Source organism: Paraglaciecola sp. (assembly GCF_051252315.1).
Taxonomy (GTDB): Bacteria; Pseudomonadota; Gammaproteobacteria; order Enterobacterales; family Alteromonadaceae; genus Paraglaciecola.
Genome location: NZ_JBPOFP010000025.1, coordinates 15,883 through 36,172, shown reverse-complemented (window position 1 = coordinate 36,172; position 20,290 = coordinate 15,883). Strand labels below are relative to the sequence as shown.

General features: G+C 37.5%; 21 protein-coding genes. 8 read left to right on the top strand and 13 right to left on the bottom strand.

The features are described from left to right. Positions 1–19 precede the first annotated feature (19 nt). Positions 20–862 carry an HDOD domain-containing protein gene (locus tag ACSHXM_RS07020; RefSeq protein WP_435688037.1) on the bottom strand — a complete coding sequence of 281 codons (843 nt, stop codon included), beginning with the start codon at positions 860–862 and terminating at the stop codon, positions 20–22. A 177-nt stretch (positions 863–1,039) separates the two neighbouring features. Here ACSHXM_RS07020 and ACSHXM_RS07015 point away from each other — a divergent pair, with 177 nt between their 5' ends. Together ACSHXM_RS07015 and ACSHXM_RS07010 are read left to right on the top strand one after the other, a co-directional pair. Beyond that, positions 1,040–1,840, top strand: coding sequence for an alpha/beta hydrolase (locus ACSHXM_RS07015; RefSeq protein ID WP_435688036.1), 801 nt, complete (start codon positions 1,040–1,042; stop codon positions 1,838–1,840). A 170-nt stretch (positions 1,841–2,010) separates the two neighbouring features. After that, positions 2,011–2,781, top strand: a complete 771-nt coding sequence (locus ACSHXM_RS07010) for a DUF599 domain-containing protein (RefSeq protein ID WP_435688035.1) — start codon at positions 2,011–2,013, stop codon at positions 2,779–2,781. Here ACSHXM_RS07010 and ACSHXM_RS07005 read toward each other — a convergent pair. Further along, complete coding sequence (locus ACSHXM_RS07005) at positions 2,778–3,728, bottom strand: alpha/beta fold hydrolase (protein ID WP_435688034.1); 951 nt, start codon at positions 3,726–3,728, stop codon at positions 2,778–2,780. The two genes, ACSHXM_RS07010 and ACSHXM_RS07005, sit on opposite strands and share 4 nt — an antisense overlap. Positions 3,729–4,030: 302 nt before the next feature. On the opposite strand from ACSHXM_RS07005, the gene ACSHXM_RS07000 reads away from it, so the two are divergent. Then, positions 4,031–7,234 carry a glycoside hydrolase family 15 protein gene (locus ACSHXM_RS07000; protein WP_435688033.1) on the top strand — a complete coding sequence of 1,068 codons (3,204 nt, stop codon included), beginning with the start codon at positions 4,031–4,033 and terminating at the stop codon, positions 7,232–7,234. 16 nt (positions 7,235–7,250) lie between these two features. Here ACSHXM_RS07000 and ACSHXM_RS06995 read toward each other — a convergent pair whose 3' ends face one another. The 5 genes from ACSHXM_RS06995 to ACSHXM_RS06975 form a co-directional block, all read right to left on the bottom strand. Beyond that, on the bottom strand, positions 7,251–8,105 hold the full coding sequence (locus tag ACSHXM_RS06995) for a hypothetical protein (RefSeq protein ID WP_435688032.1): 855 nt from the start codon (positions 8,103–8,105) through the stop codon (positions 7,251–7,253). 105 nt (positions 8,106–8,210) lie between these two features. Next, a complete protein-coding gene (locus ACSHXM_RS06990; RefSeq protein ID WP_435688031.1) occupies positions 8,211–9,176 on the bottom strand; it encodes a biotin-dependent carboxyltransferase family protein in 966 nt (321 codons plus the stop codon). Next, the gene (pxpB, locus tag ACSHXM_RS06985) at positions 9,173–9,868 is read right to left on the bottom strand and encodes a 5-oxoprolinase subunit PxpB (protein WP_435688030.1); all 696 of its coding nucleotides are present in this window, start codon (positions 9,866–9,868) and stop codon (positions 9,173–9,175) included. Before pxpB ends, ACSHXM_RS06990 begins: the two co-directional genes overlap by 4 nt. Beyond that, on the bottom strand, positions 9,865–10,635 hold the full coding sequence (locus ACSHXM_RS06980) for a LamB/YcsF family protein (RefSeq protein WP_435688029.1): 771 nt from the start codon (positions 10,633–10,635) through the stop codon (positions 9,865–9,867). Before ACSHXM_RS06980 ends, pxpB begins: the two co-directional genes overlap by 4 nt. Positions 10,636–10,656: 21 nt before the next feature. Further along, the gene (locus ACSHXM_RS06975; RefSeq protein ID WP_435688028.1) at positions 10,657–11,343 is read right to left on the bottom strand and encodes a substrate-binding periplasmic protein; all 687 of its coding nucleotides are present in this window, start codon (positions 11,341–11,343) and stop codon (positions 10,657–10,659) included. A 320-nt stretch (positions 11,344–11,663) separates the two neighbouring features. On the opposite strand from ACSHXM_RS06975, the gene ACSHXM_RS06970 reads away from it, so the two are divergent. After that, positions 11,664–12,257 carry a hypothetical protein gene (locus ACSHXM_RS06970; protein ID WP_435688027.1) on the top strand — a complete coding sequence of 198 codons (594 nt, stop codon included), beginning with the start codon at positions 11,664–11,666 and terminating at the stop codon, positions 12,255–12,257. A 17-nt stretch (positions 12,258–12,274) separates the two neighbouring features. Then, positions 12,275–12,811 carry a DUF4403 family protein gene (locus tag ACSHXM_RS06965; protein ID WP_435688026.1) on the top strand — a complete coding sequence of 179 codons (537 nt, stop codon included), beginning with the start codon at positions 12,275–12,277 and terminating at the stop codon, positions 12,809–12,811. Between the two features lie 58 nt (positions 12,812–12,869). Here the strand turns inward: ACSHXM_RS06965 and ACSHXM_RS06960 are convergent, their stop codons facing one another. The 6 genes from ACSHXM_RS06960 to ACSHXM_RS06935 form a co-directional block, all read right to left on the bottom strand. Next, positions 12,870–14,243, bottom strand: a complete 1,374-nt coding sequence (locus ACSHXM_RS06960; protein ID WP_435688025.1) for a sensor histidine kinase — start codon at positions 14,241–14,243, stop codon at positions 12,870–12,872. A 95-nt stretch (positions 14,244–14,338) separates the two neighbouring features. Further along, positions 14,339–14,830 carry a GNAT family N-acetyltransferase gene (locus ACSHXM_RS06955; protein ID WP_435688024.1) on the bottom strand — a complete coding sequence of 164 codons (492 nt, stop codon included), beginning with the start codon at positions 14,828–14,830 and terminating at the stop codon, positions 14,339–14,341. Between the two features lie 99 nt (positions 14,831–14,929). Beyond that, a complete protein-coding gene (locus tag ACSHXM_RS06950) occupies positions 14,930–15,307 on the bottom strand; it encodes a hypothetical protein (protein WP_435688023.1) in 378 nt (125 codons plus the stop codon). A 42-nt stretch (positions 15,308–15,349) separates the two neighbouring features. Then, entirely contained in the window at positions 15,350–15,685 is a 336-nt protein-coding gene (locus ACSHXM_RS06945) for a VOC family protein (protein ID WP_435688022.1), read from the bottom strand. Positions 15,686–15,758: 73 nt separating this feature from the next. Beyond that, entirely contained in the window at positions 15,759–16,967 is a 1,209-nt protein-coding gene (locus ACSHXM_RS06940; RefSeq protein WP_435688021.1) for an ammonium transporter, read from the bottom strand. 66 nt (positions 16,968–17,033) lie between these two features. After that, positions 17,034–17,372, bottom strand: coding sequence for a P-II family nitrogen regulator (locus ACSHXM_RS06935; protein ID WP_435688020.1), 339 nt, complete (start codon positions 17,370–17,372; stop codon positions 17,034–17,036). 187 nt (positions 17,373–17,559) lie between these two features. Between ACSHXM_RS06935 and lspA the strand changes: the two genes are divergently transcribed. The 3 genes from lspA to ACSHXM_RS06920 all read left to right on the top strand — a co-directional run bounded on the left by lspA (position 17,560) and on the right by ACSHXM_RS06920 (position 20,257). Beyond that, positions 17,560–18,069 (top strand): signal peptidase II, encoded by a 510-nt coding sequence (gene lspA / locus ACSHXM_RS06930; RefSeq protein ID WP_435688019.1) that lies wholly within the window; start codon positions 17,560–17,562, stop codon positions 18,067–18,069. Positions 18,070–18,192: 123 nt separating this feature from the next. Then, the gene (locus tag ACSHXM_RS06925; protein WP_435688018.1) at positions 18,193–18,921 is read left to right on the top strand and encodes a 3-keto-disaccharide hydrolase; all 729 of its coding nucleotides are present in this window, start codon (positions 18,193–18,195) and stop codon (positions 18,919–18,921) included. 283 nt (positions 18,922–19,204) lie between these two features. Then, positions 19,205–20,257 (top strand): hypothetical protein, encoded by a 1,053-nt coding sequence (locus ACSHXM_RS06920; RefSeq protein ID WP_435688017.1) that lies wholly within the window; start codon positions 19,205–19,207, stop codon positions 20,255–20,257. The last annotated feature ends 33 nt before the right edge of the window (positions 20,258–20,290 follow it).

Genomic DNA, 20,290 nt, shown 5'->3' with positions numbered 1-20,290 from the left:
CTTCACTACCTGTGACTGACTAATTTAGGTCTTCTAATACATCATCTATGATGTTTTCTAGATCGACATCTTCAACTCCTAGAAATTCCTGAATTGATTCTGTAACCAGTTGCCATTCTTCGTTTTCGGTTTCACCAGTTGTTTTTTTAAATACTGCGTAGCGTGCGATTTTTAATATGGAAAGCAACTCCAACCCAGTTGCTGAAATTTCCCCACTTTCAAAAATGCCTTCTATATCGTGTTGATTGTAGATCACTTCTGACATCACGGCGGGCAAGGTCCACTTTTGTCCCAACATTGTACTAATAGTGGTATGAGACGCGCCAAATTTATCTCGTTCTAAATCTGTAAACTTAGACCAACCTGTGGTTTCTGCTTGTTGAAGTAATTCGCTATAACTTGGAAACTCAAGCAACATGATTGGAATACCAGCGTTGTGAAACAAACCAAGCATATAGACATGGTCAACTAACTTTGTTTTACCTAATGCTTGGGCAATCTTAGAACAAGCGGTAGCCACTAAACTTGCTTGTTGCCAAAACAGATCGAGTTGATCATTTTGAGCCATTGAGCTTTTTAGTGCCACAGATTTAACCAGTGGTAACACTCGTTTAAATCCCAGTGTCATGACGGCTTGTTGAATCGAGGTGATTTCTTTTCCGCGACTAAAGGCTGCTGAATTCACTACCTGTAACACCGAAGACGAAATACTGATATCGGAGCTGATTATTTTTGCAATAACGCTGACGTCTGGTTCGTTCTTCTTAGCTTCTGCTGATATGTCAATGAGTGCTTGGGGGCGAGGAGGAATAGCGACATCTTGTAGAATTGCTTTTTCAGCGCTGGTAAAGGTGATTGGCATAAAGGTTAAATTCCATCAACTAGGTATATTCTATTATTAGGCAGACTGAGTGCTTTGTCTAAGTAATATATTCTTTTATTGGTGTAATTACATGTGATTACCTTTTTTTATATAGAAAATGTGTTGAATCGAAGATAAGGTAAGTTTCTTAATTAAGATGAATGGAACAGTGAGTATATGAAAAAGGAATTACTGGGTATTTGGCTTGTATGTTTATTGAGTTTTAGTTCAGATATTTTTGCCGCGAAAAAAATGGCAATTGAATATCCGATAAAAGAAACCCAAGGTCAGATTTTTTACAATAAAAGTTTTACATCCACAGTGACAGGTGTGACTTACCCCTATCATGTTTATTTACCGTCTGGTTACAGTAAACAAAGTGATAAACGTTTTCCAATCATCTATGCGACTGATGCCCAATGGGTGTTTAATAAGTTTGTACAAGATGCAGAAAAAAGTCAGGCGCAAATTATTATTGTTGGTATTGAAGAAGGCCCGAGACGAAGCAAGCGTAGGCGTATTGATTATACTTTTCCTGGTGTAGACAGGTATTTACAGTTTTTATCTACGGAGTTTTTCCCGAACATTGAGAGTGAGTTTAGAGTCGACTCGCAAAATAGAACCTTACAAGGCGCCTCTTTTGGTGGATTGTTGGCGTTAGCGGTTTTGTTTTCGAAGGATAATTCTCCGACTATGTTTAGGCATATATTATCTTTTGATCCTAGCGTGCAATACCAAACTAAACATTTGCAAAAGCGCATTAATGAATTTGCGACATCTGGCAGCAGTACACAGGTAAATTTACTTTTAACTGGCGCTGCAAAAAGGGGGAATAACAAAGCTGTAATGAAATTTGCTAGCTGGCTAAAATCTAAAGAGATAAAAGGGATTAAAATAGAAGCTATAAGTTACGATGTAAATCATGGTGGTATTTCTCATGCTTCGTTTTCACAAGCACTGCAAAAAATATTGAAGTAAATAACCTGATCTTATACGAGTCTTCTTATTCCTAGTTCAGGTTAAATGCATTGGTATTTAATCTTTGATTTAGAATTGGCTTGTTTGGGCTTGATTTTATCTGCTGGTGATGTGATTAAATCAAGGTAGAATGTTGTTTCTAAGTTTTAACAAGTTAAGGTATTCCCAAGATGGAAGAACTAAAAAATACACTTGCGCTATTGTCCTTGGTTGATTATGCCGGTGTGATTTTGTTTTTAAGTTGTTGGATGGGATACCGTTACGTATTTGAGCGTGGGGCAATGGGTCGAAAAGGACTGATTGGCATTACCCACGAATATCGACTGCAGTGGGCTATGGAGTCGGCGGCAAGAGAAATCCCTGTTGCCTGTGCTGGCTTGGTAAACAATCTAATGTCCAGTGTGTCATTTTATGCCTCCACGACAATTTACATTATTGCAGGTTTGTTTGCCTTGGTTGGTTCAGTAGACCGTCTGCTGAGCTTTTCAGAAGATATGCCTTTTGCTCAAGTGGTGACGAGTGGATTGATCGAATTAAAATTAATACTACTGATATTCATTTTTGTGAATGCTTATTTTAAGTTCACTTGGTCACTCAGACAGTTCAATTTTTTATGTATTTTGATTGGAGGCAGTCCTTATGAAGAGAATATGCCATCAGAAGAATTCCGAGTAAAGACAGCAAAAAGGATGGCTAGAGTAAACTCTTGTGCTGGTAATGAATTCAATCGAGGTATTCGTTCATATTATTATGGAATTGCAGCCTCCACTTGGTTTTTACACCCTATCGCATTTATCGTAGCGACCCTATGGGTAACTTATATTCTTTATGTTCGTGACTTTAAATCCCCTGTTTTAGAGATACTACGAGATACCTATCCGCCAGAGTTAAGAGAATACAAACTAAAGGCTAAGCCTGCTGCTGAAAATAACGCCAGCTAACTGGTCTTAATTAAATCGCCTGCAGCCTGTTTTTTTCGTTTTTTATCTAAGCGCTTTTTATCAGATTTTTTGGCATGTTTTGCAATCCAATTGGTCATCTTAGGCATTAAAAGGGCTGGAAAATCGTGGCCCATGCCATCGACTATTTTTAGTTTTGATTTTTTTATTAAAGCTGCGGTCGTTTTTCCATCAGACACTGAAATGATTGGATCCTCAGTACCGTGTATAACGAGAGTCGGGGCTTTTATGTTTTTCATGGTATGCCGTCTATCACCGCTAGCTGTGATAGCTGCTAGTTGACGTTTAAACCCTGCTGGGTGGTAACCTCTATCAATACTATGAGTGGCATTATGAAGTAATATCGATTCGTCCGTGGGGTAAGCAGGACTGCCGATTAAACGATTCATTTTTACATTGTATCGAATCGCTTCTTCACGGTTAGACTTTCTCGGACGTTTGGCTAACTTCATTAATACTTTTAGATTAGTGCCAAACAAAGATGAATGGGAAGTGGTAGACATGATTGAGGTTAAACTAAGTACTTTCTTTTTATGATTAGCTGCGATTATTTGGGCGATCATGCCGCCCATTGACGCGCCAACTAAATGGGCTTTTTTTATCTTAAGTTTTGACATAAGTGCTAACACATCTTTGGCCATATCTTCTAACTTGTATGGTGTGTTTGCATGAATAGGCAAACGTTTACTAACCCAAGCTTTAAACAAGTTTGGGTTACCTAAGTCGTCTAATTGGCTAGATAGTCCTACATCGCGATTATCAAAACGTATCACTCTGAAGCCTTTTTTTACCAGTCCAAAATAGAGTTCGTCTGGCCAAATAGTCATTTGCGCCCCTAAGCCCATAATTAAAATCATGGTTGGTGAAGACTTTTTTCCAGCATCCTGATAACTAATGGTGATATTGTTTTCGAGGTTAACAGTGCGCATCTTGATAAATAAATCGACCTTATGTCATTTGGCAATCTAACTTTTAACCGTTGCACATTAATGTGAAAATTTAATGAATAAATGGTGACAAACATTACTGGTGAATTTTTATTGTTAAATCTCAGTATTAATTTAAACAAGTCATTAACATTAAAAGGTTTTTTATCAATTTTGATGGCTTGTATCTCGCTTAACTTTCATAATTATGGTAGATAGTTGTTCAGCATATTAAATTCATCTCCACCCGTTTTTCGCGTCTTGGGTATTCAAAATGTATAAGACGTAAATAATAAGGATAAACAGTGAAAAATCTTGATTTACAGGCCAGTCTAGAAACTTACTATCAACAAATTAAGACTGTGATTTTAGACAAACAGCATCCTGTCTCTGGTCTTTTACCTGCCAGTACAGCCATTACTGTCCATGGAAATTATCAAGACGCTTGGGTACGAGACAATGTATACAGTATTTTAGCTGTTTGGGGCTTAGGCTTAGCTTATCGTCAACTAGATAATGACAATGGTCGTGGCCATGAGTTAGAGCAAAGTACAGTGAAACTCATGCGAGCCTTACTGCGCTCAATGATGGCACAATCAGCTAAAGTAGAAGCATTCAAAAAAAGCCGCAGCCCTATGGATTCGTTGCACGCCAAATATGATACTGCAACGGGTGATAATGTGGTGGCAGATGATGAATGGGGGCACTTGCAGATAGATGCAACGTCGGTATTTTTATTAACTTTAACTCAAATGATTGGTTCTGGATTGGATTTAATCTGGACTAACGAAGAAGTCTGTTTTATTCAAAACTTAGTGTATTACATCGAGCGCGCCTACCGTACCCCTGATTATGGTATTTGGGAGCGTGGTGCAAAAACCAATAGTGGGAGTGTTGAATTAAACTCTAGTTCTTTGGGCATGGCAAAAGCTGCATTAGAGGCATTATCGGGCTTTAATTTGTACGGGGCTAAAGGAGGCCAAAGTTCTGTAATTCATGTGGTTCCAGACAATATTGCTCAGGCAAATATTACTTTAAGCGCCTTATTACCTAGGGAGTCCAACACTAAAGAAATTGATGCTGCTTTGTTAAGTGTGGTGGGTTTTCCTGCTTTTGCTGTGCCAGACAGGGTTTTGTCAGACAAAGTTCGGAACGAAATTATTGGTAAATTAGAAGGACGTTATGGTTTAAAACGATTCTTACGTGACGGTCATCAAACTGAGCCTGAAGAAGAAGGGCGTTTACATTACGAAGAACAAGAGCTGAAACAATTTGAACATATTGAGTCAGAATGGCCATTATTTTTCTCTTATTTATATTTAGACGCGATTTTTCGAGACGATAAAAAACAAATTAAACATTACCGAAAAAAGTTAGATGCTGTATTGGTTGAGCAAGATGGGCAGTTATTGCTACCAGAGCTGTATTATGTGCCACAAGAAAATATTGAAAAAGAACGAGAGAATCCGGGCTCTCAAGACCGGATACCCAATGAGAATGTGCCATTAGTCTGGGCACAAAGTTTATTTCTATTGGGAAAAATGTTGCAAGATGAGCTCTTGTTACCCAGTGATCTAGACCCCTTAGGGCGAAGTAAAGTTAAACCTAAAGCCTTGCCCGTTGTGCAATTGGTGTTTTTAGCTGAAGATGAGTCTTTACAACAAGAACTAGCGAGTCATGGGGTAAACAGTCAAAGTATTGAGCACATTGCTCCAGTAAAAGTTTGCCGCCCTGAAGACATTGCTAATGTTCATGCGCAAGTAGGGCAATGCAGTAGTTTAGAGTTAAGTGGTAGAACGGCACGTATGCCAAAAAGTTTAACCACTAGCCGAATATATAAGTTAGAACAATCCAAAGTATTGTGTTTAACCCCATCTTTTACGCAGCAATCGTTTTTTCTAAGTTACGACCTTGAATTTTTAATTAGGCGCTTCAAAAGTGAATTACGTTACTTGCACCGTAATTGGACTGAAATAGGTAGGCCAATTGTCACGGTTTTATTGACTCGGAATTTATTGGATGCGGATCGAAGTTCGTTCTTTGAATTAATGAAAGAGATAGCAGCTGGTGAAGTGGATAATACACCTGTATTACAAGGCACATTAGCTCAATTAAGCCCTATGGCTGCCCAAGAACGGATTGATGACTTGCATGGTTATTCGTTACCAAACAAACCATTGGCGTGTCTATTTTCTCAATTTGGCTGCTTATCTACCAAAGGTGAGCAGAAACCACTTAGTCAGGCACAAAGTGTTGAAATTGGACTCAACACTAACACTGATAATTTAGTGATTCGGTTAGGCGTAAGTCGAAATATACATGAACAGATTGCTTTATTAACTAGCTTGGTTCATTTACACGACCTTAATTTTACGCTTAATATTGTTGGCGAAAATTATCAAATTAGAGAATTAATCGAAGAGGTTTATCGTAACGCTGGAGATCTTAAAGCTTGGTCTACTTTACGCCAAGCATCAGGTTTGTTAGGTAAAACTGATGGTGATTTAGATTTAGCAGTGAGCGCGCTGTTAGTGGCACAAAAAATTATCCAAGTGGGGAGGTCATACAGTAATGATTCGTTAATTACCCGTCCTCTTGCAGATGACGAATTATTAAACATGATTCATTCTTACTGCCGTGAAGATGTCAGAGATCAAATTTTAACGCAGGAAGTATTACTCTGCTTAGGTTCGTTGATTAAATCTAAACCCGAGTTATTCAGTGAGTTATTGACCATACGTGTGAGTCACATCATTACTTTATTGACCAGCCAAATCGTACGTGCGGATAAGGTGCCTGCGGACCTTGCATATGACTCTCTCATGGCAATGTCTCCTTCGGCTATTCAGCAGCGCATTGAAGCCGTGCTGCAGAATTATCAGTCTCTGTTAGATTTACCTCAAAGCGTTGAAAAACTTCATGCAAAAGGAAGTTATGGAAAATTGAGCTGGAAGCAAGATTTAGGACTAGAACAGTTATCTGAGCCTACTGATGGTTGGTTAGCATGGAGACAACACCAAGGTATTATTGACCGCAGATCTGCCGATTTTAACGACCGAATTTGGTTGATATTACATCACACTACAGGATTGGTGATTGGTAATAAAATGGACAAACGTAACAGGCTTATGAGCGACTTAGTGTTAAGTGATATGACGCCTGGTGAAACAGCTTTTGCCTTATTAACCGAACACATGTTGAACAACATTCATTCAGCGGAGTATCGTCAATTAACGGTTGAAGCCTTGAATGTCATCGCAAGTTTCTTTGAGCAAAATAGTGGTTTAATTATTGATGAAGCCATAGTGGTTGACGTTACCATTGGACATGCAGTGATGTTAGCTTATCTAGAAACGCATCCGGGGCAGCAAGCTAATTATGCTGAGCGTAAAACTGACGCTTGGACTCGCTTTTATGAGCGAGCGCCACAAGAAACGACCGCTTTTATTGTTTCGGCATTAAATCATTTGTTAGTTGAAAATGAGATCGATCAACAAGCGTTAGTTTAGTCGTTTTAACAGTTGATTATGTGGTTGGATGCATATTTAGATCTAACCACAACTCTTTTCGCGATAAGGGAGTCTTAGGCGGTAAGTGAGGGTTGGTTAATTGATATGTTTTACGAAGGGTTTGTTTAACCTTATTAATCTGCTCGCCATAATGTTGATTGAATAATTTATCAAAACTGCCGTCTTTGATAGCGGATTCTAATCCAGAAGTGATGTCTTTTATTAGACGTACATCTTGATAATTAACATAAAAGTAATAGGCGGAGGGGTAATGAATCAACGTATGTTGCTCAACCATTATATCCAGTTGTTTATGTCTTTCCATGTCGGACCAAACTTCTAATATTGATCGAGGAAAATAGTCAAACCTCCCTTTATGTAACATTTGGTACATGCCTTTCACGTTAGTTGCTTTATGTACTCGTATATTATTACTTTGTAAAACGACGACATCACTCCATAAGTGAAACTGGCCTGCGAGTAATTGTTTGAATTCTTCAGTGGAAGATAGATTTTTAAATATATTTCCATTTTTTTTGTTGACTAAAGGAATACGCCAGCCATTTAAACCTTTCAATAAGGGGATCCTAATCGCATGATTTAATTGTTCTCGTTCGATAGTTGCACCACCAAAAACCACATCAATTTCTTCCTGATTCGAAAGATTAAGATAAGCTCGTTGTTTTGGTGCGTATCCGGTATATGTTTTTACTAAGTAATTTGTGTGCTGCTGGTAAGAAAGGGCATGGTGTAAAATTTGATGGTTATAACTATTCTTATCGCCGCCATAAAAAATAATGTCTTTAGCTTGTAGAGGATTCGCCAGAAGAGCGATAAAGCAGATTAATATTATACAAATACGTTTTAACATGACCAAGAATTAAAGTATTACGGCGAAGTGATTAAGTGTATTTAACTGGTTACTAAAAAGCAATCTAGGCCTTTGTTTAAATAGTAGAACTTTAGTCCAATTAGCTTATTCCACATGTGGTATTAGAGTATCTAGCCATGATCTTTGTTGTTTTAACAACTTGTGTGCTTGTTCGACGTTCACGTTTATAAACTGAATTTGGTCGCCAGCAACCAGTTGGCCAAGGGTAAATTGGTCTGCACTAATCACGTTGGCTATACGCGGATATCCACCAATAGTCTGGCCATCTACACTGGAGATTATGGGTAAACCATTAGGTGGAATTTGAATGCTACCAGTCAATAGTCCGCTTGATGTTATATCGGGTATGGCTAAGCTTTCTAGTGATTCACCTTCTAAACGTAGTCCCATTCTGTTTGATGCGCTGCTAACGGTATACTTTGTTGAGTAAAAGCTATTTATTTGGTGCTGCTTGAATAGGTTAGTTTCGACACTGCTGGTACAACGTAGTATATATTTTCCAGAATATTGTGGTGCAGTTAACAAGGCTGATGAAGGTAATGGAGCTATTGTTTGTTCAGTTCGAACTTCACAATCGTACATATCAATTACATCATGTATGTTTAACGCTCGGCCATGATAACCACCAAATTGAGCTTGAAAATGGGTTGAAAAACTATTGAAGGTTTTAGTTAGGTTCACTTTTCCTGAAAAAGCTAAATAAGCTCTCGCACCTTGTAGCCGTTTTCCAAAAATAAGTTTGTCACCCGCTGATATTTTGATATTTTGGTTATTCGATATGACGTGACTGCCCTTGTCATTTTCAAGGACTACTTTAAATTCTGCTCCACAAATGGCGATAGACATGGCTTGACTGAATAGCAGTGAGGGACCAATTAAACATATCTCTAATACAGGGTGATTATCTGGATTAGCAATGATCTTATTAGCTAACACCATAGATAATCTATCCATGGCACCGGTATTTGCAATTCCCCAATGCATTAACTTGACTCGACCTATGTCTTGAAGTGAAGTTTGCATTCCAGGCTTGATACACTGAATACTCAAGAATGTTCTCGTTTTAATTCTTGGTATTGTGATCCAGTTATTGATTCAAAAATGACTACGTCGAGTGCTTGGGCAATGCAAGGCTGTGCTCTGTTTATGTCGAATAGCGTAAAAGGAGTCTGTCCAATAATCTGCCAACCTCCGGGCGACGTATGTGGGTAAATACCTGTTTGAGCTCCGCCAATACCAACACTGCCCGCAGGTACTTTTAAATCGGGAGAGGACTTTCGTGGACAACTAAGTTCGTCGGACATTCCGCCTAAATATAAAAAACCGGGGGAAAAGCCTAACATATGTACAAAGTATTCAGTTTGAGTGTGTTTTTGAATGATTTCGTCACGTGTCAGTTGAGTATGTTGTGTGACTGTGTGCATATCTAATGAAAATGCCGACTCGTAACATACTGGTATGACTATTTTGCGAGATTGAGTCCGGTCAATTTCTATTGGGTTTTGTAACATTAACTCAAGTTTGTCCCATAATACTTTGAAGCTAATTTTATCTGGTAGATAACACAAGGTTAGACTTTGATACGCGGGAATGACTTGGCTTAATTGCGCCGCAAACTCCTGCTCACATAGCTTAGCTAATGCACTAATTCGTCTAGACAACAGTTGGCTAATTTCCTGTTTGAATAGGATAGTAATGCCACTATCACCATTAGTGACTAACTGGTAGTTACCTTGAGTCATGCTATTTTATAACCCGTGTCACTTAGTTGTTGGTGTAATTTTTTCGCTAAAGAGTATGCAATCGGAGAGTCGCCATGTAGACAAAAAGTATCGGCTTCGATTAACACTGAATCTTGCTTAGTATTGTCTTGAGGCAGAGTGTTGATTGGTTTTCTAGCTATCATTGATAAAGCTTGTTGAATACAGGTTTTAGACTCTTGATAGACTGAACCAGCAAGTACTCTTGGTGCTAGTTGGCCATTAGATAAATAAGCTCTATCGATAAACCCTTCTCGTAGAAATGATAGTTTATGTTGTGCCGCGGCTCTTTCCATTTGGCCTTTACTTAAACCAATCAAGCTCAAATGATTAAATCTAGATGCGAACTCTTGGCACAATGCGTCAGCCAGTTTGGCTGATTTTTCTGCATCATTGTATAAAGCGCCGTGTAACTTAATATGGCTAAGAGGTTGGCCTAAAGACTTAGCTAAGGTGAGTAATGTTTGTATTTGGCTGGTCACACTAGTTAGTAAATCATCAACAGGTATATTTAAAGAAACGCGGCCAAAGTTATCTGGATCAGGGTAGCCAGGGTGAGCACCACAAATTAACTCGTGATCTAACGCTTGTTTTAAGGTTTGAGCCATAGTGTCGCGATTACCCGCATGTCCACCGCAAGCTATGTTACATCTAGATATGAAGGGCATTAAAAGTGCATCTTGCTGGCAATCTTCAATAGTTTTGCCTTCGCCCAAATCACAATTTATATCGACGGCTTTAGCTTTCATTTGTCGTTAACTTTCCTGAGATCAATGTGTTGCAATGGGACGTAGCGTTCTATTTTGTAGTTTAACTTTTCCAGCTTTAGTTAACGCTTGTAAGGCGTTAGTTATTTGAGGTACTAAGGCTTTATGCTTTTTGTGAAGGTAGTGATACAGCAACATCTCTCTTTCAAAGCCTTGTAAGACTTTTAGTTTAGTATTGCGGGATTTGGAAATAATATATTTTGATTCAAGTTTGGTTAAAAAAATGACGTCAACACGATCACGCATTAACATTTCCAGTAAAGTGTTATTTTTAATCACCCTAGTGGCGTTAAGTTGATATTTTTCCACAAGGTTTTCCTGATCTACATAACCTATGGTGATACCAAATCTGTATTTTTTTAAGTCTTCATATGTGGTTGCCATCACTCGTTCGTTGGCAACCAATATCGATTCAATACTACAAATAGGCACTGGAACTTGAATTAAGTTAGGGTGGTGTATTTCAGTATCAGCCACCCTTAACATTTCTCCATCTATCTCTCCAGAATTTGCCATTCTTAGGCCACGTTTATTAGGTAGCGTTAAGAAGTTAACCTCGATATCAAGGTTTTTATAAGCCTGAATTAATGCATCGTGAGCGCAAGTAAAGGTTTCACCTAATAAGGTTCTAGATAAAACGAGTGGATTAGGGGCGGCAAACGATTTAATTGAGATCAAACTAATTAGCAATAGGCTAATAAGCCTAGTGTAGGAAATTGAATGTGCTTTATTAAGTTGAGTTTGAATATTAATAATTGATTCTCTTTTTTAAAATCAAATGCTAACTCTTGTTCGAGAGTGTATCGAATATTGCTCTATTTTAGCGGTTTAATCAATTTTCAGTCTAGATTAGTCGTGACAAACGTCAATTATTCGTCGTAGCTTAATATTTTCATGTTAATTTTTTTATCTTATTGAATTTTAAGATGAATTTATCCTTGGCGTAAATCCTGCTTTTAATATTTTGATAGAAAGATTTTGATATCAGTATTTTGACAAAGGGGATATGTGTGCCAGATATAGCTTTATTAGAAATTAAAGTGCCTATTACACCGAATTTAGCCGTTTTTAAACACACTCAAAGCGTTAAGGCGAACAGTGCTGTACTTGAAAAGTTATTCCCTCAACTTAGTAATCAAAGTGGAAAGCTTACTAAGTTTCATAAGCCATTAAATAAAATAGACAGCTACATGCTTCAAGAAACACAGAAGTTGATAAGCCTAATTGAAGAACAATGTAGCCGAGTTAACATGCCAAATAATATAGAATTTAATCTTTATTTTGATCAAATGGGATGGCGTAGTCGTGGATTAATTAACAGTGGTGAACGTATTACTCGGGGGCTGAATCAAGATAAATGGATTCTTGATGTATCGGAATGGTTAACACCTAATTATAATGCTTTAGCTTGCTCTCAGGAACTTGTCGACTTTTCTATTTCGTATGCGAAAAACAAACGGTTAGCATTGCAAGAATATAAAAACTTATCGACTACAACCAAAGGTTTTGAAAGTTATATCCATGTTTCTGTACGCAATGGTTTAGTGGACATTAAATTCTATGTAGAATCTTCCCTTAGTCGATATTTAGTGAAATTGAATTAAGGTTTTTTAAAAATTATATGGTGAAAATAAAAGTCATTGGAACGTTATTTTTATTGTTGTTTAACACGATTGATAGTCATGCAAAGAGCATAACTGATGACTTAATTGTCGCTCTTGTAGAAAGCCATCTACCGCAGGTTTTGTACACTGAAAAAGATAAAGCTTGGCAATTAGGCATTTATGATTTGACGGTTGAAAAAAAGGGCAAAGCAGTTTTTTCCAGTACGCACAGGTTTTTGAGTTTAACTGTTCCCATAAAAGTTAAAATAAATGCGCAAGTCGACCAAGCGTTTTTAGGAAAAAGGGTTAAAGTAAACTGCACAAGTACCATATTGAGTGAGTCAAGGTTTGATGTAGAGCCTTTGATTGAACCTCAAAATAGTCGAGCAAATATCGAGATATCTGTGCCAGTTCCTCAATCATTTTTAGATTGCGAAGGCCTTAGAGTAAACATTACGCCGCTTTTACAAGGCATAGTGGCTAAAGAAAAACAAAAGTGGCAACAAAAATTTGAGCAAGAGTTATTAAGGTTACTTAAAAATGTTGGCTTATAATTCGTTTATTTTTGTCTAAGCGTTAATAAACTCTGCGGACTGATGTAAAACCCCTAATTTATTGAGGCGCCTTTTGTGGAAAACAAATATCAAAAATAACACCTGATGGTTTGTTCTTGGATATTTTGATAGAGCCAAGTAAGGTTTGTTTAATTAAATTATAAACAATGTTCATGCCTAGTCCTGTACCGCCCTTATTACGTTTAGTGGTATAAAAAGGTTCAAATATTTTTTCCGCTACTTCGTCCGTTAAACCCACGCCGTTGTCTGAATATACGATATTTACATTTTCGTTTTGTAGACAGATATTTAAAGTGATATTGGCATTTTGTGTATTGGCAAGACCATGAATACAGCTGTTAGTGATCAAGTTAACTAAAATTTGAGCCAAGGCTCCTTGGTCGTGAAAAATTTCTATATTTTCGTCACAGTTTAGTATGAGGTTTACTTGAGCTTCTTCTAGCGCAGGTTGAACTGATGCAACTATTTCTTCAAGGCTAGTTTTTAATATAAATACACTACGACGACTGGCAGTGTTAAGCACTGCAAGGTTTTTAAAATCACCAATCAAATCGGCAGCACGTCTTAAGTTTGTATCAATTAGGGCGCTACTTTGAATTGAGGTTTCGATGAATTGATCAAGTTCTGATTTTCTTATATTTCCCAGAGCTACATTATTTTTGATTTCCTTGGTTTTATCTTGTAAATGACTCGCAGCGGTTACTGCTATTCCTACCGGAGTATTTATTTCATGAGAAATACCTGCGACTAACCGCCCCAGTGAAGCCATTTTTTCAGCCTCACTTAATTGTTTATGGGCGATATTAAGTTCAACTATTTTTGCTTCGAGTTCCTTTGTTCTTTCTGCGACATTTTCTTCCAATTTGTTTTGGTGACTATTTAAATGGCTGAGTGCATTCGCTAAATCTGTACCGAATTTACCTAAGGTAAAAGTGATCAAAACAAAAATGAGCAGGGTGAAGGAAGCGGTTAATAACCCCCCTTTAGGTGGCACGTGATTTACTATTTCATACTCGTTTAAGACTCCAAGTAGAATAATGTTAATGACCATTATTAAAAGAATCACTCTTAGAAGTTTGATTGAGCCAAACAGGATAGAAAAGGCGGTAATTAATGGAAACACCAACATGACTTCGTCATTTAGACCGCTATTTTGCCAAACAAATGAAAGTAACAAAAAGGTAGAAATGATAATAATCAGGTTAGTGGCAGGAATTATTTTGTCTTGTTTTGCTAGGAGGTAGGGAGCGACAAAAAGGCACATAAATAACACAATTAAGGCGTTAAACGGGGTTAAAAACTCTGGCTCAGGGATGGATAGTAATAAAACCAACCCTAAACATGCCTCTACTGCCCAAAAAGCCTCAATGATCCTTTTCTTTTTATTAACGAGAGCCACTTCCTTAAACACGCGTGATATCTTCCATTTGATAAAGCATTAAATTCAGATTAGCTATAAATATTTATTGACGCAATAGTACTGATGGTTATTTATATAAAAACTGATTACGTTGCTGCGATTTGTTTTTGCCAAAACATAGCTTTTCCTTTTGCTGGATCGAGTTCGTAACCTGCAAACCCATGTTTTAAATAAGCTTTTTTAGCTAAATGATTGCCCTCCAATACTTCCAGAGTTATTTTACAACACCCCTTTTGCTGAGCAATTTCATCGACTTTTTGTAACATTATTTGGCTTATGCCCAGTCCTCTGAATTCTTCTAATACCGCTAAATCATGAATGTTTATTAGTGGCTTACAAGAAAATGTCGAAAAGCCTTCTACACAATTGACTAAACCCGCTGGTTTATCGTTTACATAAACAAGCACACTAAATACGTTAGCTTGATTGGCTAATGTAGGAACCAAATTTTGTTGAACGAGATCTGAAAGTGGTTCACCTCCACCCATAGGATCTAGTGCATAAGCATTTAACAAATGAACTAAATCGGCACCGTGTTTTTTGTTTGTGTAATCTGCAATTACTGTTTCAACTTTCATATTTACCTTAGTGTCAATGGGTGTCTGATTCAGACGTTATGCTTATTATGTGAATCTAGGAGTTAAAAAGAATGGGAATTTGAATATAATCTATTTCAATTAGCCGCCTAACATTTCTCGTAGCTTTTTTTCAGCTAGCTCAGCTGGAGATAATGATGAATCGTCTTCCGTTTTCTTTGGAATAGGATCTCCAAACAGCTCGGCGAGTTTAGCTTTAGCTGCTTCAGATTTCTGATTGATATTTGAACTAGCGGTCTTTGAGCTAGGCTTAAAATAATCACAAAAATTAGCTCTTTCAGTATCACTAATATGTTCAGCCCTTTCTTCATCACAGCCTGACTTATCACTATAAAAACTACACATTTTACAAACGTGTTGGTCAACTGAACATTGGCTGCATTCTTCCCGTCTAGACATAGGTAAAATAACATCAATGAGTTTGTGGCCGCACTTCCAGCAATTAAAATCTGACGACATACTGATATTTCCTATTATTGTACGAGTGAAGTATTGCAGATATTAAAATTGGTCGAACATAATTGTATTGCCGTCGGGGTCTTTTAAAACACAATGAGTCGGGCCCTTGTCACCTTGGGTCGGCGTATCTATTGAGATGCCGTTTTGTTTTAAGTGTTCTTCTATGAAGCGGGCGTCGCTAGGATTAAAAGTAAGTATGTTTTTATCAAACATACCTTCAAACAAACCTATTATGGTGTTGCCTTGTTCCATTATTAGCCATTTGTCTTTAACTGAACCGCAATCTGGATGTGTTTTAAAACCTAAGGTTTCGTAAAACTTTTGAGATTGGACAATATCTTTTACGTTTAAACTGACTGAAAATCTACCAAGTTCCATGTTAAATTCTCCTGTTAATCATAAAGATAAAATGGGGCGAGTGCCCCATTTTTGTTTATTAATACATACGCTGTTAGTCGTGATTCACTGAGCCAATACTATGAATGCTTAAATCAGCTCCATGGTATTCCTCTTCTTCACTCATGCGTATAGTGCTTAATTTGTTAACTAAACCATATACGATAAAGCCGCCCACTAAAGCAACAATAATTCCTGCCGCTGTGCCTATGAGTTGTGCGGTAAATGATACTCCGCCTAGCCCGCCTAATATATCCAAACCAAAGATACCGGCTGCAATACCCCCCCAAGCACCACAAACACCATGTAATGGCCAAACACCTAATACATCATCAATTTTTTTGCTTTGCTGCATTTTGGTAAATAGGTACACAAAAATTAAGCCAGCAATAATACCGACAAATAAAGAGCCAATTGGATGCATCACATCAGAGCCAGCACAAACTGCCACTAAACCTGCAAGAGGACCATTGTGAATAAAACCTGGATCGTTTTTACCTGCCCATAAAGCAGCGATAATTCCGCCAACCATAGCCATTAACGAGTTCATAGCTACAAGTCCGCTTATGCCGTCCATACTTTGAGCTGACATTACATTAAAACCAAACCAGCCAATACATAAAATCCACGTACCTAAAGCTAAGAAAGGAATATTAGACGGAGCAAATGCAATTAACCTATTGTCTTTGATGCGACCTTTTCGTAAACCAAGAAAATATACGGCAACAAACGCTAACCAACCACCTACACCATGCACAACTACTGAGCCTGCAAAGTCGTGGAAAGGTGCACCGGTTGTATTTTCTAACCATGTTTGGAAACCATAATTTCCGTTCCAAATAATGCCTTCAAAAAAGGGATATACGAAGGCAACTATCAGTGCAGAGGCCATTAAAAATGGATAAAATTTAGCTCTTTCAGCAATACCACCAGAGATAATTGCAGGAATTGCCGCTGCAAACGTCATTAGGAAGAAAAACTTCACTAGGTCATAACCATTATTTGAAGCTAATTCACTGGCGCTGCTAAAAAATGTGGTGTCGTAAGCTATCCAGTAACCAATAAAAAAGTAAGCAATGCAAGAGATTGCAAAATCAGTAATGATTTTTACTAAAGCATTCACTTGGTTTTTATGGCGAACGGTACCTACTTCTAAAAAGGCGAAACCAGCATGCATGGCAAACACCATGATGGCTCCAATAAGTAGAAAATATGTATTTGAACTTTGCACCAAGGTTTCAACGGCGCTATTAATTTCTTGCATAGTTATTCTCAATCTATTTTTTGTTTATTTTATTTGTATTTTTGAGTGTGATTTAATAAATACTGACTAAACAGCTTCGTCATCTTCTTCGCCAGTTCGAATACGAATGGCATGACTTACGTCCATAACAAAAATTTTTCCGTCTCCAATTTTTCCTGTATTCGCTTTACTTACTATCGCTTCGATACAACGTTCTAACTGATCATCACTGACTACTATCTCTAACTTAAGTTTTGGTAAAAAATCTATGTTGTATTCGGCACCACGATACATTTCAGTGTGGCCTTTTTGACGTCCAAATCCTTTCACTTCAGATACAGTCAATCCTGTGATGCCAATTTCCGTTAAACTCTCTCTTACATCATCTAGTTTGAAAGGTTTAATTATTGCTTCAACTTTTTTCATATGGTGTTCCTAGTTATGTTTAGTGTGAATAATTTAACATGATTTTTACAATTGAGCATTCGACAATTAATAGATTTTAGTTATTAAACATGAGTTGATGACGATCTCGCTCGACTACTTTGGGCATTACGTGAAATAATCATTAATACAAATATCAATTTTGATGATAAGAAAGGCTTTTAGACAAATGACAATGATTAAACGAGTGTGGATGGTAACGCTTATTACTTTTGTAAGTGTGGCACTTGACCAAGCAACAAAGTGGTACGCGTCTGCTCATTTACCCAAATTTAAAATGACCAGTTATTGGGGGGACACTTTACGTATTGGTTATGCAGAAAATACCGGAGCATTCTTAGGGTTAGGAAGCAGCATGAGTGACGAAGCTAAATTTTGGATTTTTGTCTGTGCGGTTGGTGCGATTTTGTTGGGTTTATTAATTTATATTTTTAAAACAAAAACTCAGCCAACAAAAGGCTTAGTGGCTTTATCTTTAATTTTCTCAGGTGGGATCAGCAACTTTTATGATCGAGCGACCAATAATGGCGCGGTAATAGATTTTTTAAATATGGGCATTGGAAGTTTGCGTACAGGCATATTTAATGTGGCCGACATGGCCATCATGTTAGGGGTGTTTATGTTGTTGTTTGTTAAAAATATAGAACCTGATAACGAGCAAATAAAAGATAAGAGCTAGATCCCTCGATAGTATTTTTCGTTATGTAATTTGTCAGTAAAATTATGTTTTATGCAATTTCTAAATTTTCATTAGGCTTAATAAGTTAGACTGTTAAAAATTTATTAGGAAAAGATTAAGTTTATGAATAAAACAAAGGCTTTATTGACACTTTCTATTTTAACAACAAGTGTCTTTGCTCAAAGTAATAAAGATATTGATCCAAAGTTAACTGAATTTTGGGAGCCCGTACCTGAAGTGGTGACTCCCGGTCCCGTTCCTTCTGACGCCATTGTTTTGTTTGACGGCACTAATTTAGATAGTTGGACTGGCCATGATGGAGCTGCTCCCTGGACAGTCAAAAATGGTTATATGACGGTTGCACCAGGTAAAAAGGGCATCAGTACTAAACAAAAGTTTTGTGACATGCAATTACATATAGAATGGCGGGCGCCTGAAAAAACACCCGGTAAAAAAGGCCAACAGCAAAATAACAGTGGCGTGTTTTTACAAGGCCGTTATGAAGTTCAGGTTTTAGATTCCTATGAAAACCGTACTTATTCTAATGGCCAAGCGGGTTCGGTTTATAAACAAAGTTTGCCTCTTGTGAATGCAATGAAACCACCTACACATTGGAATACTTACGATATTATTTATAAAGCGCCGCGTTTTAATGATGCCGGTAAACTTGAATCAAAAGCTTATGTGACTGTCCTGCACAACGGAGTGTTAGTACAAAACCATACTGAAATTCAAGGTGGTACAGTGTACCGTGGTAACCCAAGTTACAAAGCTCATGGCTGTGCACCTATCTTTTTACAAGATCATGGCAACCTTGTGAGCTTCCGCAATATCTGGGTACGTGAACTGTAAACCTGAGCTAGGGCTAATCAATCACCAATAGAAAAAGCCCGATTAGGTTTGTAGACATTTAGAAATATTAGCTACAATAACCGTATCTCTAATGGATACGGTTATTGAGGTTGTTAAAAGTTTTATGGAAGAAACAAGCACACATTCAAATAAATTCAGATCTTGTCCCCACTGTTGTGAATCAATTTCAGCTAACGCTTCTAAATGTAAACACTGTGGCGAATCCTTACTATCATCGCCAATCTGGCAAAAAATTATAAATAAATCCGTTACGTATATTGGTGTGTTCACCGCCGTTTTAAGCGTGTTTTATGCCTGCCGTGAAGGGTATTTTTACGTGCAAGAGCAACAGCAAATACGCGCAGATAAAGCCACGTATATCCAAACTGCTGACGCTTTTATCAAAATGGATGCGTTAGATTATGCTAAACAAACCTTGAACAAAGCGTTAATACTCTCTCCAAATGATATTAAATTACAAAGGCGAGTGTTTCTATTAGAAACTGACGACTGGTTAAGAGATCTCGGCTGGCAGGGAGAAGAGGGACAAAAACGTCAATTAGAGCGGTTAGTTGTAGAAGGTTTTCGGTTATTAAATGTGTCACAAACTAATAAAGAGATTGCTCATATTCAATTAGTGTTAGCGCAACTATTATCATTTGATCAAAATTGGAATGATGATCTCGCCATCACGAATATGTTTAAACAAGCGAATAAAGCGCTGCCAAATAATCCAGAGGCGCTTTTTCAACTAGGCTCTTGGTTGGCATACAGTGAAATTGATCAAACCCTGGGTTTGAATTTAGTCAAACAAGCCGCTGAAACAGACAAAGATAATGCGATTTATTGGTCGGAATACGCTGAAATCGCAGTTAATCAGCAGCAATACTTAGCAGGCTTTAAGGGCTTTAAACAAGCCATAGCGTTAAAAGATAAACAAAGGGCTATTCAGGCTATTAGGGCATCGAATCAAGCTAAAACTAAATTACGTCAATTATTGCGACAAACAGATCAATTGTTTGATTTTTCTGAAGGGGAATTTTTAGGATTAAGCCATCAACAAAGAACAGAGTTAATAGAGTTGGTGGCAAAACAAAACCCTAAAGACAAAGAAATAGCCAAGATAGCTGTACGTTATTTTTATGCCCAAAATAACTTTGAAAAAGCCTATTCATACATTCAATTCGCATTTTCTAAACATGACCTCAATGCCAGAAAACAGAACAGTGATTATCTTATGTTTGAGAAATACAAAGAAGTACTCATAAAAGTAGGCAAAGATCCTGAGTTACAACGGCTGCTCTCGGAGCAACTAGTAGGTTTAAAAGATAACTGAAACCGCTAAGGAGACAGGTCATTAATGTCCGAT

What these genes read in the sequence shown, in the direction of transcription:
- ACSHXM_RS07020 (WP_435688037.1), bottom strand. Translation starts at nt 862, where the DNA reads ATGCCAATCACCTTTACCAGCGCTGAAAAAGCAATTCTACAAGATGTC.
- ACSHXM_RS07015 (WP_435688036.1), top strand. Translation starts at nt 1,040, where the DNA reads ATGAAAAAGGAATTACTGGGTATTTGGCTTGTATGTTTATTGAGTTTT.
- ACSHXM_RS07010 (WP_435688035.1), top strand. Translation starts at nt 2,011, where the DNA reads ATGGAAGAACTAAAAAATACACTTGCGCTATTGTCCTTGGTTGATTAT.
- ACSHXM_RS07005 (WP_435688034.1), bottom strand. Translation starts at nt 3,728, where the DNA reads ATGCGCACTGTTAACCTCGAAAACAATATCACCATTAGTTATCAGGAT.
- ACSHXM_RS06995 (WP_435688032.1), bottom strand. Translation starts at nt 8,105, where the DNA reads ATGTTAAAACGTATTTGTATAATATTAATCTGCTTTATCGCTCTTCTG.
- pxpB (WP_435688030.1), bottom strand. Translation starts at nt 9,868, where the DNA reads ATGACTCAAGGTAACTACCAGTTAGTCACTAATGGTGATAGTGGCATT.
- ACSHXM_RS06980 (WP_435688029.1), bottom strand. Translation starts at nt 10,635, where the DNA reads ATGAAAGCTAAAGCCGTCGATATAAATTGTGATTTGGGCGAAGGCAAA.
- ACSHXM_RS06965 (WP_435688026.1), top strand. Translation starts at nt 12,275, where the DNA reads ATGGTGAAAATAAAAGTCATTGGAACGTTATTTTTATTGTTGTTTAAC.
- ACSHXM_RS06955 (WP_435688024.1), bottom strand. Translation starts at nt 14,830, where the DNA reads ATGAAAGTTGAAACAGTAATTGCAGATTACACAAACAAAAAACACGGT.
- ACSHXM_RS06950 (WP_435688023.1), bottom strand. Translation starts at nt 15,307, where the DNA reads ATGTCGTCAGATTTTAATTGCTGGAAGTGCGGCCACAAACTCATTGAT.
- ACSHXM_RS06945 (WP_435688022.1), bottom strand. Translation starts at nt 15,685, where the DNA reads ATGGAACTTGGTAGATTTTCAGTCAGTTTAAACGTAAAAGATATTGTC.
- ACSHXM_RS06940 (WP_435688021.1), bottom strand. Translation starts at nt 16,967, where the DNA reads ATGCAAGAAATTAATAGCGCCGTTGAAACCTTGGTGCAAAGTTCAAAT.
- ACSHXM_RS06935 (WP_435688020.1), bottom strand. Translation starts at nt 17,372, where the DNA reads ATGAAAAAAGTTGAAGCAATAATTAAACCTTTCAAACTAGATGATGTA.
- lspA (WP_435688019.1), top strand. Translation starts at nt 17,560, where the DNA reads ATGACAATGATTAAACGAGTGTGGATGGTAACGCTTATTACTTTTGTA.
- ACSHXM_RS06925 (WP_435688018.1), top strand. Translation starts at nt 18,193, where the DNA reads ATGAATAAAACAAAGGCTTTATTGACACTTTCTATTTTAACAACAAGT.